General features: G+C 61.6%; 17 protein-coding genes. 4 read left to right on the plus strand and 13 right to left on the minus strand.

Annotated features, from left to right (window positions below):
- Positions 1–22 precede the first annotated feature (22 nt).
- On the plus strand, positions 23–2,794 hold the full coding sequence (locus tag LQ220_RS00580) for a [protein-PII] uridylyltransferase (RefSeq protein WP_230186350.1): 2,772 nt from the start codon (positions 23–25) through the stop codon (positions 2,792–2,794).
- Here LQ220_RS00580 and LQ220_RS00585 read toward each other — a convergent pair.
- The 9 genes from LQ220_RS00585 to ispG form a co-directional block, all read right to left on the minus strand.
- Positions 2,791–3,297: a L,D-transpeptidase family protein gene (locus tag LQ220_RS00585; protein WP_230186351.1), complete on the minus strand. Its 507-nt coding sequence runs from the start codon at positions 3,295–3,297 to the stop codon at positions 2,791–2,793. The genes LQ220_RS00580 and LQ220_RS00585 overlap by 4 nt on opposite strands.
- Positions 3,294–4,355, minus strand: coding sequence for a GTP cyclohydrolase II (gene ribA / locus LQ220_RS00590; protein WP_230186352.1), 1,062 nt, complete (start codon positions 4,353–4,355; stop codon positions 3,294–3,296). The genes LQ220_RS00585 and ribA overlap by 4 nt, the downstream gene beginning before the upstream one ends.
- A 7-nt stretch (positions 4,356–4,362) precedes the next feature.
- Complete coding sequence (locus LQ220_RS00595) at positions 4,363–5,160, minus strand: exodeoxyribonuclease III (RefSeq protein WP_230186353.1); 798 nt, start codon at positions 5,158–5,160, stop codon at positions 4,363–4,365.
- 277 nt (positions 5,161–5,437) lie between these two features.
- Positions 5,438–6,073 carry an outer membrane lipoprotein carrier protein LolA gene (locus tag LQ220_RS00600; RefSeq protein WP_230186354.1) on the minus strand — a complete coding sequence of 212 codons (636 nt, stop codon included), beginning with the start codon at positions 6,071–6,073 and terminating at the stop codon, positions 5,438–5,440.
- Between the two features lie 257 nt (positions 6,074–6,330).
- Entirely contained in the window at positions 6,331–6,771 is a 441-nt protein-coding gene (locus LQ220_RS00605) for a glycine zipper 2TM domain-containing protein (RefSeq protein WP_230186355.1), read from the minus strand.
- Positions 6,772–6,824: 53 nt separating this feature from the next.
- Positions 6,825–9,089: a DNA translocase FtsK 4TM domain-containing protein gene (locus LQ220_RS00610; protein ID WP_230187210.1), complete on the minus strand. Its 2,265-nt coding sequence runs from the start codon at positions 9,087–9,089 to the stop codon at positions 6,825–6,827.
- Between the two features lie 90 nt (positions 9,090–9,179).
- Positions 9,180–9,683, minus strand: a complete 504-nt coding sequence (locus LQ220_RS00615; RefSeq protein ID WP_230186356.1) for a GNAT family N-acetyltransferase — start codon at positions 9,681–9,683, stop codon at positions 9,180–9,182.
- Positions 9,680–10,579 (minus strand): DMT family transporter, encoded by a 900-nt coding sequence (locus LQ220_RS00620; RefSeq protein ID WP_230186357.1) that lies wholly within the window; start codon positions 10,577–10,579, stop codon positions 9,680–9,682. The genes LQ220_RS00615 and LQ220_RS00620 overlap by 4 nt, the downstream gene beginning before the upstream one ends.
- 31 nt (positions 10,580–10,610) lie before the next feature.
- Complete coding sequence (ispG, locus tag LQ220_RS00625; protein WP_230186358.1) at positions 10,611–11,762, minus strand: flavodoxin-dependent (E)-4-hydroxy-3-methylbut-2-enyl-diphosphate synthase; 1,152 nt, start codon at positions 11,760–11,762, stop codon at positions 10,611–10,613.
- 124 nt (positions 11,763–11,886) lie between these two features.
- Between ispG and LQ220_RS00630 the strand changes: the two genes are divergently transcribed.
- Complete coding sequence (locus tag LQ220_RS00630; RefSeq protein WP_230186359.1) at positions 11,887–12,825, plus strand: isoaspartyl peptidase/L-asparaginase; 939 nt, start codon at positions 11,887–11,889, stop codon at positions 12,823–12,825.
- The gene (locus LQ220_RS00635; RefSeq protein ID WP_230186360.1) at positions 12,825–13,673 is read left to right on the plus strand and encodes a S1/P1 nuclease; all 849 of its coding nucleotides are present in this window, start codon (positions 12,825–12,827) and stop codon (positions 13,671–13,673) included. Before LQ220_RS00630 ends, LQ220_RS00635 begins: the two co-directional genes overlap by 1 nt.
- Here the strand turns inward: LQ220_RS00635 and LQ220_RS00640 are convergent.
- From LQ220_RS00640 to LQ220_RS00655, 4 genes are all read right to left on the minus strand, one after another.
- The gene (locus LQ220_RS00640) at positions 13,670–14,422 is read right to left on the minus strand and encodes a 3'(2'),5'-bisphosphate nucleotidase CysQ (RefSeq protein ID WP_230186361.1); all 753 of its coding nucleotides are present in this window, start codon (positions 14,420–14,422) and stop codon (positions 13,670–13,672) included. The genes LQ220_RS00635 and LQ220_RS00640 overlap by 4 nt on opposite strands.
- On the minus strand, positions 14,419–16,338 hold the full coding sequence (cysN, locus tag LQ220_RS00645; protein WP_230186362.1) for a sulfate adenylyltransferase subunit CysN: 1,920 nt from the start codon (positions 16,336–16,338) through the stop codon (positions 14,419–14,421). Before cysN ends, LQ220_RS00640 begins: the two co-directional genes overlap by 4 nt.
- Positions 16,338–17,237 (minus strand): sulfate adenylyltransferase subunit CysD, encoded by a 900-nt coding sequence (gene cysD, locus LQ220_RS00650; RefSeq protein WP_230186363.1) that lies wholly within the window; start codon positions 17,235–17,237, stop codon positions 16,338–16,340. The genes cysN and cysD overlap by 1 nt, the downstream gene beginning before the upstream one ends.
- A gap of 67 nt (positions 17,238–17,304) precedes the next feature.
- Positions 17,305–18,198, minus strand: a complete 894-nt coding sequence (locus LQ220_RS00655; RefSeq protein ID WP_230186364.1) for an SMP-30/gluconolactonase/LRE family protein — start codon at positions 18,196–18,198, stop codon at positions 17,305–17,307.
- 115 nt (positions 18,199–18,313) lie between these two features.
- Here LQ220_RS00655 and LQ220_RS00660 point away from each other — a divergent pair, with 115 nt between their 5' ends.
- Entirely contained in the window at positions 18,314–18,748 is a 435-nt protein-coding gene (locus LQ220_RS00660; protein WP_230186365.1) for a thioesterase family protein, read from the plus strand.
- The last annotated feature ends 9 nt before the right edge of the window (positions 18,749–18,757 follow it).

Raw genomic sequence — 18,757 nt, forward strand, 5'->3', positions numbered from 1 at the left:
GCACACGCCCTACATAGCGCGGATGCCTACCCTGTTCGATAATCTTCCCAATCGTCGTGCCATTATCGATCGCCGCCTGGTTGCTGACCGGATTGCTGCGATTGCTGGCGAAGAAGGGCGTGACATACAGTCGGTGCGAAACGCCGTTGTCGCTGAATTGCGCACCGCGCTAGACCTGGGTCGGGAGGAAGCTGCCCGGCGCCTTGCCGCACATCCAACGCGGGGGCGCGAAACGGTCTCGGCTTTTGCTTTCCTCATCGATCAAATTCTGCGCATCTTGTACGACGCGACGACGCTCTATCTGTATCCGGCCGGAAACCGCAGCACTTCCGAAAGGCTCACGTTGATTGCGGTGGGTGGCTACGGTCGCGGTGAGATGGCGCCCCACAGCGATGTCGATATCGGCTTCATCACGCCCTGGAAGCCTACCGGATGGACCGAACAGGTCATCGAATCCATGCTCTATTCGCTTTGGGATCTGGGCATCAAAGTCGGTCACAGCAGCCGCTCCGTCGATGAAACCGTCCGTATGGCGAAGAGCGATCTCACCATTCGCACCGCCCTGCTCGAAGCGCGTTTTATCTGGGGTGACCGCGCTCTTTATGAAGAAATTTCACGGCGCTTCGACGAGGACGTGGTGAAGGACACGGGCCGTGCCTTCGTTTCCGACAAATTACAGGAACGCGATGAGCGCCACAAGCGGATGGGCGATAGCCGCTATGTGGTCGAACCCAATGTGAAAGAAGGCAAAGGTGGCCTTCGTGATCTGCACACGCTGTTCTGGATCGGAAAATATGTCAATCGCGTTCATTCCGTGGCTGAACTTGTCGAAGCGGGACTGTTAACGCGGCAGGAATTGCGTCAGTTTCAAAAGGCGGAAGACTTCTTGTGGGCCGTCCGTTGTCACCTGCATATGATTACCGGTCGGGCGGAGGATCGACTGACGTTCGACATGCAAGTCGAGCTTGCCGAACGCACGCATTTTTCGGCGCGCAATGGCCGGTCTGCTGTCGAGCGCTTTATGCGCTATTATTTTCTGAACGCCAAAATCGTGGGTGACCTGACGGCGGTTTTCCTCGCGCATCTGGATGATCGGCTTGCAGCGCGTGGACATCGCTACGTTCCCAGCTTCTTCCGAAGACCCAAAAAGCTTGATGGTTACATTCTCGATCGGGGGCGGATCGCCCTCCCCTCCGATGATTTCTTTCAAACCGATCCGGTACGGCTCGTCGAGATATTTGCAGTTGCGGATCGTCATGGGCTTGCCATCCATCCTTCCGCCATTCGCGCCGCCAGCCGCGACGCGCATTTGATCGACCGCCGCATTCGTAAAGACTCGCGCGCGAACGCCGCTTTCCTCGATGTGCTCACTTCGCCGCGCGATCCGGAAACGGTGTTGCGCTGGATGAACGAAGCCAGCGTTTTTGGCCGCTTCATTCCTGATTTCGGACGAGTCGTCGCGCAGATGCAGTTCGATATGTATCATCACTATACTGTGGATGAGCATACGATCCGCGCCGTCGGTTTGCTGGCGCGTATTGAAAAGGGCGAAATCCAGGGCGACCATCCATTGTGCACCGCGCTTTTGGACAAGCTGCTGTCGAGGCGTGCACTATATGTGGCGGTGTTGTTGCATGACATCGCCAAAGGGCGTGGCGGCGACCACAGCATATTGGGGGCCGAAGTCGCTTTGTCGCTATGCCCACGTCTTGGGCTGACGGCAGCGGAGACGGAGACCGTCGCATGGCTGGTGCGCTATCATCTGCTGATGTCGGCGACGTCGTTCAAGCGCGACTTGTCGGATTATAAGACAATTATGGACTTCACCGATGTGGTGCAAAGTCCCGAGCGTCTGCGCTTGCTGCTGATCCTGACCGTCGTCGATATTCGTGCGGTTGGTCCGGGTGTCTGGAACAGCTGGAAGCGGCAACTGCTGACCGACCTTTACGACGCAGCCGAAGAAGTGCTGCGTCTTGGACACAAGCAGAACGGGCGTCGCGAGAAGGTGGAAGCAAAGCAGGAAGCTTTGCAGGCGGCGATGAGCCTGCCCGACAAGGTGTTCGCCGGGTTGAAGAAGCGATTCCCTGAATCCTATTGGATCGCGGAACCGGACGACATTCTGCAGCAGAACGTTCGCCATGTCATGGCGGCTGGTAAGGAAGCGCTATCCATTGCCGCCGAAGTCTATCCGCAACGCGGCGCGACTTTGGTCACCGTTTATGCCGCCGACCATCCCGGTCTGTTTTATCGCGTCGCCGGTGCGATTCATCTGGCGGGCGGCAACATTATTGACGCGCGTATTCACACTATGCGTGACGGCATGGCTATCGACAATTTTCTGGTGCAGGATCCCTTTGGCGGGCGGTTCGACAGTGATGACCAGCTCGCGCGGATAAAACGCATGATTGAGGAAGCGCTGGCGAACCGCCATAAGCTGATCACCAAGCTGGAAGCGCGGCCCTTGCCTCGCACCCGCGCCGAAGCATTTCACATAGTCCCCAACGTATTGATCGATAACAAGGCCTCCAATCGCTTTACCGTTGTCGAAGTGAACGCTCGGGACCGCCCTGCCCTGCTGTTCGCCTTGGCTAACGCGCTGTTCCAGTCGAAGGTTACTGTCCATAGTGCGCATGTGGCGACTTATGGCGAGCGGGCTGTCGATACCTTTTATGTTACCGACCTGCTGGGTGGAAAAATCGAGAGTAAGGCGCGCATCCAGACTCTCGAACGTCGTCTGCTGGAAGCAGCCGGCGCACAGTTTACCGAAGTGACGGAGCGCCGCCAGGTCGCCTAACGTATATCCACGACCGTGCCGGGCTCCAGCATAGGCAAAATAGCCAGCATATCGGCCTTTGCGATGGCGACGCAGCCTTCGGTCGGCCGCGCTTCGACCCAGCAATGGAAGAATATCGCGCTGCCCGCGTTCGGTATCGGCGGCGTATCGTTATGGCCCAGCACGATAATCACGTCATAGGCTTCATCTTCGCGTTGCAGGGTTTCGGCGGAGTGGCCATGGGGTAAGTATACGGGGCGATTATAGGCGGGATCGCCAACGCCGTCCGACCACCCATCGTTTTGTCGAGTCCAACGCCATGCAATTTGGGGCATTCTGTTCAGTGCCAAGCGCGCTCGCCGCAACAGCACTCCGCGCACCGGCCAACGACCCAGCGGTGTGCACCCATCCCCTTCCCGCTTTGCGCCGGCATCGCACACCCCGCTCTTTCCAATGGCGCAGGCGATATCCAGATGACCGAACCGCAACCGTCGCGCGGCGCTATCGACCTGGATGATGCTCACAACTGGTGCCCGGTCCTGTCGCGCTTGGTGGCGAGATAGCGATCGTTATGTGGATTGGATGTAATCGAAAGCGGCAGTCGTTCGGACACTGTAACGCCCGCTGCTTCCAGCCCCGCGACCTTGGCCGGGTTGTTGGTCAGGAGCCGCACCGTGTCTATTCCCAGCAGATCGAGCATCCGCGCAGCCACCGAAAAATCGCGCGCGTCAATGGCAAAGCCGAGCCGTACGTTGGCGTCGACCGTGTCGAATCCCTGATCTTGCAAGGCATAGGCGCGCAGCTTGTTGACCAACCCGATACCCCGCCCCTCTTGGCGCAGATACAATAGCACGCCCCACGGGGCATCGGCGATCTGATGCAACGCCTCGTGCAATTGCGGGCCGCAATCGCATTTGAGCGATCCCAGCACATCGCCGGTGAGGCACTCGCTATGCAGGCGCACCACGGGAGGCGAAGCATCGCGCTTGCCCACGATCAGGGCGACATGCTCGCGCGGTTCCTCCGGACTGCGGAACGCAATGATCTCCGCGTCCTCACTCGCCGCCACGGGCAGGCGCGCTCGGGTGGCAATCAGCAGGCGTTTTGCGTCATCATATGCCGCGACATCCTGCGTGCTGACTTCCGCCTCGCCATGCGCTTCGGCTCTCACGAAGAACGCGGGCAGAATACCGGCCAGTCGCGCCAAACGCAGCGCCGTTGCGGCTGCATCGGGTGCGGTCAGCGGGCGCGCATGGAACGGGCCTTTGAGCGGGGTCGCAAGATCGCGAACCGGATCGGCAATGGCCATCGCCACGTCGCGGTCGATCCACGGCACCCGTGCGATCTGTACCGGCATTTCGGGGTCGGCGGCAGCGCGTTGATTGGTGAGTTTGAGAGTTTCGGCGCGCGCTGCTGAGATAAGCATGTCGGCCTGACCGTCGGGGTCGAAGGTTACAAGCGTAACGGCGTCGGCACCTTCGACAGCCAAGACGGTCAGCGATCCACTATCGGCACGGACCGTTACCGGCCATCCCCGGCGCAGCGCATCTATGGCGCGGGCTGCGGCCTTCGCATCGGTCATACGCGGATCAGAACGAAAACTCGGTGATGATGGGCACGTGATCCGAAGGGCGCGCCCAGCCTCGGATGGGTTCGACAACGCGATGGCTGACAGCTTTGTCTGCCAGTCCTGGGCTGACCCACATATGATCGAGGCGTCGTCCCCGATCGCTCTCCGACCAGTCGCGCGCGCGATAGCTCCACCATGTATAGAGCCGTTCCGGCGCGGGGAAAAATTTGCGGCCCAGATCGACCCAATCATGCGACGCCTGCAACCGGGCAAGGAGATCGATTTCGATCTGTGTATGGCTCACCACATTGATGAGTTGCTTGTGGCTCCACACATCCGATTCCAGCGGCGCGATGTTGAAATCGCCCGTCAGGATCGTGGGTTTGTCCGAAAGGCTCGACGACCATTCGATCATGCGTTCGATGAAGTCGAGTTTCTGGCCGAATTTGGGATTGATCGTCCGGTCCGGCTCTTCGCCGCCAGCGGGCACGTAGACATTTTCCACGCGCACGCCATTGTCCAGCCGCACGCCAATGTGCCGCGCTTCGCCGTTCGCCTGCCAGTCGAGCCGGTCGTCTTCGCGGATCGGTATCTTACTGACGATGGCAACACCGTGGTGCATCGGCTGCCCGTTCAGCTTTTGGTGGTTGTAACCATATTGCCGGAACAGTCCGGCCGGGAAGGTGTCATTGACGACCTTGGTTTCCTGCAGGCACAGGATGTCCGGCCCTTCTTCTGCCAGGAAGCGCTCGACGATTTCCAGACGGGCGCGGACGGAATTGATGTTCCACGATGCAATAGTGACTGTTTCGGCCATGGCGATACCCACTAGGGTTCAAAGCCCAACATCGCAAGCCGCGCGCATCAAATGGCGGCGGCAAAGAAAGACCCCCGCTCCGGGGGCGTGGAACGGGGGTCTCGATTGCGCCTTTGTGCGCTTCGCGACACGAGCAGCAGCCGGGGTAACAGGGGGGAAATCCCAGGGGCTGCTCGTGCCGTGACTCCTATCTAGCGGCTGGCATATGAGCGCCAGATTAACAGGCTTGGAAAGAATCGCGGAGGGTCGATTTTTATCGCGTGGGCGTTTCGTTTCGTCAGCCGCCTGACCGTCCACGCGGCCTGGGATCGGTCCAGCGGAAGGCAGAATCGGCAATGGGAACGCCGTAACGGTGGTTGGTCAGGCGAATCGTCGTGCGGTTATTCTGCGAATCGAGTGCGACCCAGCCGTACAGTTCCAGTCCCGCGGGCGAAGCCGGTTTGCGTTTGAAGACCATCGTGATCGTACCGAATTCGGGGCGCTTTGGATCGCGTGCTTCGACACTCAGAACCGTGGGATCGCCCGTCTGGATGACTTTGCCGAATTTGGAGAGATCCTTGTTGGGATCGAGCAGCGCGCCCAGAGGCGAACTGCCGATCGGCCAACGCTGCACCTGTCGCACTTCATAGTCGATCATTGTGAGCGCCTTGCCATCGCCGACGATCAGGAGGGGAATGCCCTTTTGATACTGGAAGCGGATCTTGCCGGGTTGCTTGAGCGTGATCTTGCCGGTCACGACCTGACCGTTCTTGTCAGTCTGTGCAAAGTCAGCCGTCATGGAGGTGACGGCGCGGATGTATGCGTTGACCTTTTGCAGGTCGGATTGATCCTGTTGCGCGATGGCAGGGGCGGTCGGCAGGACCGCCGCCAGCGCCAAAGGTGTCGCCGCGAGGGCAAGCGCGATGCGCTTCATGAAGGTATCTCCGGTTTGTTAAACAGTCGGCATAAAGGGACGGCTTTGAACCTGCAGTGAACCTCCAATGTTCCCTAACTTCTCTAACATCGCGCATATGGGCTACCTCCGGACGCCGCAAGACGACCGACATGGAAAGACCCGAAACGAGTATGACGGCGTTTGGTGCTGTAGGACAGAGCCTTGCTTGCCAGCATCGGAAATAGAAATGCCCCCGGCGCGCAGGCACCGGGAGCATTGGTTTTTCTGAAACAGGATCAGCGGCAGCGCGCGCCGCTCTTGCTGATGGCCGATCCAGCCACGGCACCGCCCGCTGCGCCCAGCAATGTGCCCAGCGTTTTGGAGTCACCCGGCGCAATCAGGTTGCCCAGAACGCCACCGGCAATACCGCCTGCGATCAGGCCGGTCGTACCATCGGGACGACGGCAGTAATATTGCCCATTCTGGCCGCGATAGACGCGATCGTTCCGGCTAAGATGGCGCTCCCGATAGCGCGCATCGTCGCGATAGTAGCGGTCGGCATAATAGCCGCCATAGGCCGGGTCAGGCCGGTTATAATCATATTGCCTGTACGATGCCGATTGCGGCCCGTCGCCATACATCGACCCGGAACATCCGCCGACCAGCGTTGCCGCAGCGAGTGCCAGGCTCATCGATACCGTAAGCCGGGCTTTACCCGTCCTGCTTTGTGTCATCATCCGTCTCCTCAATCCCGCTCTTTTGTGAACGGCATGAGGAGGGGATTCGTTCCCTAAAGCGGGTTGCCCGCTTCGTCTCTCAACACTTCGCGGCGGCCGACATGGTTGGGCGCGCCGACGAGGCCTTCGTTTTCCATGCGTTCGATGAGGCGCGCGGCGCTGTTGTAACCGACGCGAAGCTGGCGTTGCAGCCAGCTTGTCGAGGCTTTCTGGTTCTCGAACACCAGTTGGCAGGCCTTGCGATACAGGTTCGCGTCCGGGCTGTCGTCGCCAAGATCGACGCCATCCAGCGCGAAGCTGCCTTCTTCGGGTTCTTCGGTGACGGCGGAGATGTAATCGGGTTTGCCCTGCGAACGCCAGTGATCGGCGACGGCGCGGACTTCATCGTCGCTGACGAACGGGCCGTGGACGCGCGTCAATTGCTTGCCGCCCGCCATGTAGAGCATGTCGCCCTTGCCCAGCAATTGCTCGGCCCCCTGCTCGCCCAGGATGGTGCGGCTGTCGATCTTCGACGTGACGAAGAAGCTGATGCGGGTCGGCAGGTTCGCCTTGATAACGCCGGTGATGACATCGACCGAGGGGCGCTGGGTTGCGAGGATCAGGTGGATGCCCGCCGCGCGCGCCTTTTGCGCGAGGCGCTGGATCAGGAATTCGACTTCCTTGCCTGCGGTCATCATCAGGTCGGCCAGCTCGTCGACCACGATTACGATCTGCGGCAGCGGCTGGAAATCGAGCTGTTCTTCCTCGTAGATCGGCTGGCCGGTTTCGGGATTGTAGCCGGTCTGGACGCGGCGACCCAAAGGCTTGCCCTTGGCCTTCGCGGCGCGGACCTTTTCATTGTAATTGGCGAGGTTGCGGACGGAGATCGACGCCATCATGCGATAGCGATCCTCCATCTGTTCGACTGCCCATTTGAGCGCGCGGATCGCCTTTTGCGGTTCGGTAACGACCGGCGAGAGCAGATGCGGGATGTCGTCATAGGTCGACAGTTCCAGCATCTTGGGATCGATCATGATGAGCCGCAGCGAATCGGGGGTCATCCGATACAGCAGCGACAGGATCATGCAGTTCAGGCCGACCGATTTACCCGATCCGGTGGTGCCTGCAATCAGCAGATGCGGCATGGGGGCGAGGTCTGCGATCACCGCGTCGCCGGAGATGTTCTTGCCCAAGACGATAGGCAGCGACGCCTGTTGATCGGCGAATTGCTCGCTTTCGATCAGTTCGCGCAGGACGACTGACTCGCGCTTGATATTGGGCAGTTCGATACCGATCACGGTGCGGCCGGGGATGGTCGCAACGCGCGCCGACAGTGCCGACATGTTGCGGGCGATGTCATCCGCCAGCGCGATGACGCGGCTGGCCTTGATGCCCGCCGCCGGTTCCAGTTCGTACATGGTGACGACCGGGCCGGGCTTCACTTCGGTGATGTGGCCCTTCACATGGAAATCGTCGAGCACGCTTTCGAGGAGGCGGGCGTTGCGTTCCAGCGCGGCTTTGTCGATCTTCACGACCTGGCTTGGCGGCGCTTCGGTCAGCAATTCGGTGGAGGGCAGCGAGCTGTGGCCGAACAGATCATCCTGCCGCGAGACAGGCGCGAAGGGGCGCGGCGCGGCGGCAGGCTTGGGCGTCTGGATGTTGATCGGCGGCTTGGGTTCGTTGGACACGGCGCGGCGCGGCGCGACTTCGCGCTCTTCCATCGCTGGCGCTGCTTCACCAGCAGGCGCGGGCAGGCGCTTTGTCAGGTTGAAGCGTGGCAGGCTGGGGCGCTTTAAGTGAATGAGCGGCTTTTCCAGAGCGAGGCTGCGATACCAGAGCCAGCCGCCGGTCACGAGTGTGAGGATGACCAGCAGGCCGATGATCCACGGCTGGCCTGCTTCGGGGGCCATGGCGGTCAGGCTCATCATACCATTGGCGTTCAACATGCCGACGATGCCACCCCATCCGGCGGGGAGTGCCACGAGCGGTTGCGTCTGGAATAAGGACAGGCCGATGCCGACAAGGACGATGCCGGTCAGGCACTTGCCGACCTGCCCCTGCCAGCCGCTCATGTCCTGATCGCCCCACAGGCGTCGTGCGCAGACCAGAATCAGCGGAAGGAGAAGCGCAGCGGGTACGCCGAGCAGCCACAGGAGGAAATCGGAGGTGTACGCGCCGGGCGTCTGCATGACGTTCTGCGCAAAGCCGCCCGCGACGGTGTTGAGCGACGGATCGCTGGGATGATAGCTGAGAAGGGCCAGTAGCAGGAACAAGCTGAGCACATACAGCGCGCTCGCCCCGATCAGCGCGCCGCTGCGAATCAGGCTGCGCTTCAGCATTTGCCGCCATTCCGGCGTGCGCTTCGATGCCCGGCTGGCCACTATGATCCCCGTTTCGTGCTTCAAATGTTCTGGATGCCCCTTTGTCTCTTAACCACGAGTCCCCGTCAAGAGTCCGGCACTGGCAAGTGCGACAAGCGCATCGCCGTCCATGCGCTGAATCGTCCAGCCGTCCATGGGGCGCGCGCCGATGGCGCGGTAGAAATCGATGGCGGGGGTGTTCCAGTCCAGCACCGACCATTCGAGCCGCGCGCAATCGCGCTCTATCGTCAGACGGGCGAGAGCGGCGAGCAAGGCTTTGCCTGCGCCACAGCCGCGCGCCTGAGGATCGACGAACAGGTCTTCCAGATAAATGCCCGGACGCCCTTCGAACGTGGAAAAATTGTGGAAGAACAGCGCGAAGCCGACGGGTTTGTCGTTCTGCTGCGCGATCAGCACTTCGGCCATCGGCCGCGGTCCGAAGAGGTGCCGGGCGAGGACTTCGCGGTCGGCGCGCACTTCGTGGGCGAGCTTTTCATATTCGGCCAGAGCAAGGATGAAGCCGTGGATCAGGTCGATGTCGTGCGGTTCGGCATTGCGGATGGTGACGGTCAAGTGACGCTTCCTTCGACATGAACAAGCTGCGGATTGCGGCGCGCGGCGATGAGGCATCCGGCCACGATCAGCACGGTTCCCGCAATGGTGGTGACGGTCAGCCGCTCTGAGAAAAACAGCCATCCCATGATCGCGGCCCAGATGAAGGCGCTATATTCCACGGGGATAAGGCTTTGCGCCTCGGCACGGGCATAGGCCCAACTGAGGCACATGAGCGAAGTAAAGGCGATGGCGGCTGCGCCGACGATCATCGGCACATGGGCAAGGGCGGGGACCACCGCCAAAAAGGGCGCGAAGACTGCAAATATGCCCAGCATCACGAGGTGCTGGAAAAAGGCCACCTCGACAGGCGAGGCGACGTCGGCCTGCTGTTTTTGAATGATGAGATTCCACGCGAACAATATCGCGGAGAATAGCACGGCGGCGGCGCCCAGAAGCGCCTCTGGGTCGTATGCGCCGCGCAGACGTCCGGACACAATAATGCCCACGCCGATCAATCCCAGCACCGATGCCCATATCGTATTGCGGCCGATCCGTTCCTTCAGAAGCAACGCGGCGAGATAAAGTGCGATCAGCGGGGCGATGAAGGACAGCGCAATGGCTTCGGCCAAGGGGAGTTTGGTCAGCGCATAAAAGAAGAAGAGCGCCATCATCGCCACGACAGCGCCACGCAGCAGGTGAATGCGCAGGACGGACCCGATAGGCCAGGGATTGCGCAGCACGGCCATGCCGACGATCCCAATGATCGTGCCGGCAAGCGCGCGCCATAGCAGTGCGTTGTAGACGCCGATGGCGAGGCTGAGCCCCTTCATCACCGCATCCATGACGGAGAAGAACGCCACGCCAGCGCAGCACACGGCAAAGGCCAGTGCGAAAGGAACGGGGCGGGCGGTCATTTGGTGGTGGCTAGGGCGTTGCGGCGCAGCTTTACTCTGCCGCTACGCTCTCCGCTGCGCCCGCGTCCGTCGTTTCCGCTTCGATCTCGGCAGCCTTCGCTTCGACCAGCTTTACGATGTGGTCGATCATGCCTGCGTCCTGGACATGGTGGTCTGTGACGCCGGAGAGGTAGACCATGTGCTTGCCGTTGCCGCCGCCGGTGATGCCGATGTCGGTTTCGCGGGCTTCGCCGGGGCCGTTGACGACGCAGCCGAGGACGGAGAGCGACAGGGGTGTCTGAATATGTTGCAGGCGCTCTTCCAGAGCCTGCACGGTACGGATCACGTCGAAGCCTTGGCGCGCGCAACTGGGGCAGGAAACGACGCGGACGCCGCGGGTGCGGATGCCCAGGGACTTAAGGATTTCGTAGCCGACGCGCACTTCTTCTTCGGGTTCGGCGGAAAGCGAAACGCGGATGGTGTCACCCACGCCCGCCCACAGCAGATTGCCGATGCCGATGGCGCTCTTCACCGTGCCGCCGATCAGGCCGCCTGCTTCGGTAATGCCCAGATGCAGCGGGCAATCGACGGCGTCGGCCAGTTGCATATAGGCCGCGACGGCAAGGAACACGTCGCTGGCCTTCACCGCGACCTTATATTCGTGGAAATCCTGATCCTGTAGCAGCTTGATATGGTCGAGCGCGCTTTCGACCAGTGCTTCGGGGCAAGGCTCGCCATATTTTTCGAGGAGATCGCGTTCCAGCGACCCTGCGTTGACGCCGATGCGGATCGCGCAGCCATTGGCTTTCGCAGCGTCGACGACTTCCTTCACGCGCGCCGATGATCCGATATTGCCCGGATTGATGCGCAGGCAGGCTGCGCCTGCGTCGGCGGCTTCCAGCGCGTGCTTGTAGTGGAAGTGGATGTCGGCGACGATCGGCACTTTCGACGCGCGCACGATCTGTTTCAGGGCCGTGGTCGATTCCTTGTCGGGGCAGGAGACGCGGATGATGTCCACGCCAGCCTCTTCGCACCGGCGAATCTGATCGACGGTTCCGCGCACGTCATGCGTCAGCGTGTTGGTCATCGTCTGCACAGTGACGGGCGCGCCACCGCCGACAGGCACCTTGCCGACCATGATCTGACGGCTTTGCCGCCGCGCGATGTCGCGCCAGGGACGCAGGCCGGGATTATGGTCGGACATGAAAAGCTCCAGTTGTTGAAGCCTCTATAGACGCTTTGCATGACGGTTAGAAGGGCGCGAGGTTGTCGATTATGCGTGTGACGTTAAAGAGGGCGCATCCCCCGCGAATATGAGTCCCTACATCATGCCCGACACTGCACATTCCCGCTGGACGCTTGCCATACATGGCGGGGCGGGTAGCATGACGCGCGACTTGCTGACGGCAGAAGAAGATGCCGGCGCGCGGGCAGGGCTGTCGGCGGGGCTGGATGTGGGCGAAGCGATTCTGCGGGCGGGCGGCAGTGCGCTCGATGCGGTAGAGGCGGCGGTCCGTGTGCTGGAGGACGATCCGCATTTCAATGCGGGGCGCGGATCGGTGTTCACCTTTGAAGGCCGCAACGAAATGGACGCGGCGATTATGGACGGGAGGGATCGCAATGCCGGGGCCGTGGCGCGTACGACGGCGACGCGTAATCCCGTCAGCCTGGCCCGCGCTGTGATGGCGCACAGCCCGCATGTATTGCTGGGGAGCGAGGGCGCGGACATGTTTTCCGTGGAGCAGGGGCTGGAGCAGGCGGGGCCGGAATGGTTCGCAACGCCAGAGCGGCTGCGGCAGCTTGAGGAAGTGAAAAGCCGGTCGGGCAGCGCGTTCGATATCGACATGAAATATGGCACCGTTGGCGCAGTGGCGAGCGATGTGCACGGCCATGTCGCGGCGGCTACGTCGACCGGCGGGCTGACCGGCAAGCGCTGGGGTAGGGTAGGGGACACGCCGCTGATCGGGGCGGGGACATATGCCGACGACCGGGCTTGCGCGGTGTCCGCGACCGGCGCGGGCGAGTTTTTCATCCGCATCGGGATCGCGCATGAAATTGCGGCGCGCGTGCGGTTTACCGGAGAGACGCTGGATCAGGCAGCGCAGGCCGTGTTTGCGGAGCTGGGCGAGATGGGCGGTGTCGGCGGGGTCATCATGGCCGCGCCGGACGGGCAGTGCGCGTGGCTGTTCAACACGACCGCCATGTATCGCGGGTCGGCCAGCGCCGACGGCGCGCGCCATGTCGCCATTTACGGCGATGAAGGCTGATGCGCGCGCGGATATTCACGCTGCTGGCTGCCATGCTGGCCCTTTTACCGACGCCTGCCTTTGCGTGGTGGGAATATGGTCATGAAACCGTCGCCAGTATTGCACAGGCGAATGTCAGTACCACGGCGCGGCGTGAAATTGCCGCGCTGCTGCGCCATGCGCCGGAACTGGCGACGCCCACGTGTCCGCTCAAGACCATCGAGCAGGCGAGCGTCTGGCCCGATTGCATCAAGACGCTGGGGGACCGGTTCAGCTACGCCTATAACTGGCATTATCAGAATGTCGGCATCTGCAAGCCGTTCGATGTGAAATCCGTGTGTCCGGACGGCAACTGCGTGTCGGCGCAGATCGACCGCAATGCGCGATTGCTGAAGGATCGCAGCGTTCCGGCGCGCGAAAGGCTGATGGCGCTGGCGTTCCTTGTCCATTTCGTCGGCGATCTGCATCAGCCGTTGCACGCAGGGGACGATGGCGATCTGGGCGGCAACCGGGCGAAGGCGGATTATGGCATCGTCGCCAATCCGCGCCTGAACCTGCACAGCATCTGGGACGGCTATCTGGCGGAACGCGGCATATCGCAGCCGCCGCCGCTGGTGCGCGCCTATAACGCCGAAGAGCGCGCTCAGATGGCGACTGGCACAACCGAGGACTGGAGCCGGGAAAGCTGGCAGATCAGCCGCGACGTCGCCTATGCCGCCATTCGCGGTGCCGATGTGTGTGCGCCGCATGGCGATGTGCGTGGCACAATGAGCGAGGCACAGATCGAAGCGCAGATTCCGGCGGTGCGGTTGCAGATCGAGCGCGGCGGCTTGCGTCTGGCGCGGTTGCTCGATGAGGCTCTGAGCTAGAGGGAAGCCATAGCCTGCGTCACGGCGTCGGCGACCTCTGCACGACAGATCAGCAAGTCGGGCAGATAGGGGTCGTCCCGGTTATAGACCAAAGGCTGCCCATCGAGCCTGACGCAATGGAGGCCGTACGCCAGAGCGACGGCAGCCGGGGCGCAATTGTCCCATTCATATTGGCCGCCGCTGTGGAGATAGATGTCCGCTTCGCCGCGGACGACGGCCATCGCTTTCGCGCCTGCCGACCCCATGGGGACGAGGTCCGCGCCAAGCGTCTGGGCAACGGCTACGGCTTCGGCAGCGGGGCGGCTGCGGGATACGAGCATCCGCAGGGGGGCGTTGAGCGGGGGCAAGGGCTGCGGCCGGTCCGATCGCAGGGTCAGGCCGAGCCCGGGGAGGGCAACCGCGCCGACCGTCGCCACGCCCTTGACCGCTAAGGCGACATGCACGGCCCAATCGTCGCGGCCTTCGCCATATTCGCGTGTGCCGTCGAGCGGATCGACGATCCATACACGCGATTTGTCGAGGCGCGATCCGTCGCACTTGCGCTCTTCGGACAGCAGGCCGTCGTCGGGCCGCTGTGCCATCAAAGCTTCGACCAGATAGGCGTTGGCGACATGGTCCCCCTCCGCGCCCATCGCCTTGCCCTCGAACCGGCCGCTTACGCGCACATCGAGCAGGATACGCCCGGCTTCCTCTGCCAGTTCGGCGGCCAGCGCGGCGTCGGCAGCAAGATCGTATACGGGGTCGCTCACAGATCGTGACTCCAGATGCCTATGACATTTTCCACGATGATATCCGCTGCCTGCTCTGCCGTCAGCCGGGTGGTGTCGATGCGGATTTCAGGGTTCACAGGTGCCTCATAAGGGGAGTCGATGCCAGTGAAGTTCTTGAGCGCACCGCTGCGGGCCTTGGCATACAGGCCCTTTACGTCGCGTGCTTCTGCGTCCGCCAGCGGCGTGTCGATGTGGACTTCGACGAACGTATCCGCCGGGAGCAAGGCGCGCACCATGTCGCGTTCGGCCCGGAAGGGGGAAATGAAGGCGGTGATGACGATCAGGCCTGCGTCGGTCATCAGCTTGGCGACTTCGCCCACGCGGCGGATGTTTTCCACACGGTCGGCATCGGTAAAGCCCAGATCGCGGTTGAGGCCATGACGGACATTGTCGCCGTCCAGCAGGAAGCTGTGCTTGCCCAGTGCATACAGCTTTTTCTCGACGATGTTGGCGATGGTCGATTTGCCCGATCCGCTGAGGCCCGTGAACCAGAGCAGCTTGGGCGACTGGCTCTTTTGCGCGGCATGGGCCTCGCGGCTGACATCGACGGCCTGCCAGTGGATATTCTCAGCACGGCGCAGCGCGAAATGGATCATGCCTGCGCCGACCGTGCGGTTGGTCATCCGGTCGATGAGGATGAAGCCGCCCAGATCGTGATTCTCCGCATAAGGCGCGAAGGGAATGGCCCGGTCGGTGGAAAGATTGGCCACGCCGATGGCGTTCAGTTCCAGCGTCTTTGCGGCGAGTTGCTCCAGGGTGTTGACGTTGACCTGATATTTGGGCTGCTGGATGGTTGCGGAGACCGTTTGCGTGCCGATCTTCATCCAATAGGGGCGGCCGGGGAGCATTTCGGCTTCGTCCATCCAGACGATGGTTGCTTCGAACTGGTCGGCGGTGGCGACGGGGTCGGCGGCGGCGGCGATCATATCCCCACGGCTGCAATCGACTTCGTCGGCAAGGGTGAGGGTGACCGATTGCCCCGCGACGGCCTGCGGCAGATCGCCGTCCAGCGTCACGATGCGCGCGACGGTGCTGGTCTTGCCGCTAGGCAGCACGCGGATGCTGTCGCCCGGTGCAATCGTACCGCTGGCGATCATGCCGGAAAAGCCGCGGAAGTCGAGGTTTGGACGGTTGACCCACTGCACCGCCATGCGGAACGACTGATCCGCCTGCGCATCGGTATCGACTACGACGCTTTCGAGATGCTGCATGAGCGTCGGGCCAGTGTACCAGGGCGTGTTGTCGCTGGCGCCGGTGATGTTGTCGCCCTTGAACCCGCTGATCGGCATAGGCGTGAAGCTCTCTATGCCGATGCTCTTTGCGAAGGTCGCGTAATCGGCGACGATAGCGTCGTACGTCGCCTGATCGTACCCCACGAGGTCCATCTTGTTCACCGCCAGCACGATATGCCGGATGCCGATGAGGTGCGCCAAATAGCTGTGCCGCCGGGTTTGGGTGAGAATGCCCTTGCGCGCATCGATCAGGATGACGGCCAGATCAGCGGTGGATGCGCCCGTGACCATGTTGCGGGTATATTGTTCATGCCCCGGCGTATCGGCGACGATGAATTTGCGCTTTTCGGTAGCGAAGAAACGATAGGCAACGTCGATAGTGATGCCCTGTTCGCGCTCCGCAGCGAGACCGTCCACCAGCAGGGCGAAGTCGATCTCCTGCCCCTGCGTGCCCATTTTCTTGCTGTCGGCTTCAAGGCTGGCAAGCTGATCCTCGAAAATCTGTTTGCTGTCGTAAAGCAGCCGCCCGATCAGCGTCGACTTGCCATCGTCCACCGACCCGCAGGTGATGAACCGTAGCATCGTCTTGTGCTGATGCGTTTCGAGATAGGCGTCGATGTCGGAAGCGATCAGCGCATCGGTCTTGTAGATTACGTCCGTCATCAGAAGTAACCTTCCTGCTTCTTCTTCTCCATGCCTGCGCCGCCCGAATCCTTGTCGATGGCGCGGCCCTGGCGTTCCGATGTGGTCGTCAGCAGCATTTCCTGAATGACCTGCGGCAAGGTGGTCGCTTCGCTCTCGACTGCGCCGGTGAGCGGATAGCAGCCCAAGGTGCGGAAGCGGATGGAGCGTTCGACCGGCACTTCGCCGGGGGCCAGCGGGAAACGGTCGTCATCGACCATCAGCAACATGCCGTCACGTTCGACCGTGGGGCGGGGGGCGGAGAAATAAAGCGGGACGATCTCGATATTTTCCAGATGGATATATTGCCAGATGTCGAGCTCGGTCCAGTTGCTGATCGGGAAGACGCGCATCGATTCGCCCTTCGCCTTGCGCGCATTGTAGAGACGCCACAGTTCGGGGCGCTGCTGCTTGGGATCCCAGCGATGATTGGCCGAGCGGAAGCTGAACACGCGCTCCTTGGCGCGGCTCTTTTCCTCGTCGCGCCGCGCGCCACCGAAGGCCGCGTCGAAGCCATGGAGGTCGAGTGCTTGCTTCAGCCCTTCGGTCTTCCACATGTCGGTGTGCAGGGGGCCGTGATCGAACGGGTTGATCCCTTTCTCAATCGCTTCCGGGTTTTGATAGACCAGCAATTCCATGCCCGCGTCACGCGCGGCCTTTTCGCGCAATTCGTACATCGCCCGGAACTTCCACGTCGTATCGACATGAAGAAGCGGGAAGGGCGGCGGCGAAGGGTAGAAGGCCTTCTTGGCCAGATGCAGCATGACGGCGCTGTCCTTGCCCACGGAATAGAGCATTACCGGGCGCTCTGCCTCGGCCACCACTTCCCGCAGGATGTGGATGCTTTCGGCTTCCAGACGTTGGAGATGCGTTAGGGACATGGATATTGCCTTTAGTAATATGCTGCGCCTGTACAGCGCCCAGAGCCTTCCCTTCGACCAAGAATTTCTATGGCCGCGCAAATGGCCATTCGGGTAGGCCCGGCACATCAACGCGGAACGAGAAAATTGCGCCTGCCAATGGCTGGGTGGTCAGTTGCGCTTCGGTCAGCCCGGTGCGGGCCGTGGTGACAAAGGCGGTGCGGCGATCGTCTTCGCCGAACGCGATCATCGTCGGACGAGTGACGGGCAATGCGACCTCCATCAGAATCGCGCCGTCCGGCGCCAATCGGACAACACGACCGCCGTCAAACAGCGCCGTCCAGTAACAGCCTTCTTCATCGACCGATCCGCCATCGGGGCGTCCTTTACCCAAGGGAAACTGATGCAGGATGCGGCGACCGGACAGCGTGCCGGTGTCGGGATCATAGTCATAGGCGCGGGCCGCATGGGTGGGCGTGTCACTGTGGTAGAATCGTCGTCCGTCGGCGCTGAACGCTGCGCCGTTGCAGGTCAGCATACCGCTTTCGATCTCCTTGATCGTGCCATCGCCATCCAGCCGATAAAGGGCGGCATCCTGCGCGGACTTGGTCATGTTGACGCTGCCGGCCCAAAAGCGGCCCTGCGGATCGGTGCGCCCGTCGTTGAAGCGAATGTCGGGGCGATCGGCGAAGATCTGATCGCCGAACGGCACGGGATCGGCGTCCCAATCGGCCAGCGTCGCAAAGCCATCCTTCATTGCCAGCAACAGGCCCCCTTTTGCGTCAAAGGCAAAGCATCCGACTGGCGCGTGAAAGAGGCGTGTTTCGTTCATACCCGTCGTCGGATCGAACCGATGAAGTGTGTTGGCGGCGATATCCACCCAGTACAGCCGGTGCTCGGCCCCATGCCAGCGCGGCCCTTCGCCCAGCAAAGCACACGCATCGAAGGCGACCTTGGGCAAAAATGTCTTAGATTGTGTCATAAAGGCTGCAATTCCGGAATTTGTGGCACTTCCACGGCTTAGCCCGATTGCATATTGCGAGAGGGGGGCTAAGCACAAGCGACACTATTTTTGTCCCGACCGCGAAAGGCTGGATATGGCAAAGCCCGCCCCCTGGCGCCTCGAAATCGATCGCTATCCCTTCGTCAAAACCATGGCCACACGGTTTCGTGATCTCGACATCATGGGGCACGTCAACAATGTCGCCATGGCCGGAATTTTCGAGACGGCACGCGTCCACTTTCATCGGCATCTGGGTCGCCATCCGCAGGATCAGGGTGTCCGCTGGCTCATCGCATCGGTGCATGTCGAATATCTGCAGGAAGCACACTTCCCTGACGAAGTGACCGTGGGCTGCTCCATTGCAAAGATCGGCAATACGAGCTGGACGATTTATGCAGCCGCGTTCCAGAACGGTGAGTGCGTTGCGACTTGCGATTGCGTGGTGGTGACGCATGGTCCAGGCGGCAGGCGGGTTGTGGACGGGGCCTTGCGTACCGCAATGGAAGCCAACCGGTTTCGCGAAGGTTGATGCGGCGTT

The organism is Sphingobium sp. CECT 9361, from assembly GCF_918741285.1.
In the GTDB taxonomy this organism is placed as follows: Bacteria; Pseudomonadota; Alphaproteobacteria; order Sphingomonadales; family Sphingomonadaceae; genus Sphingobium.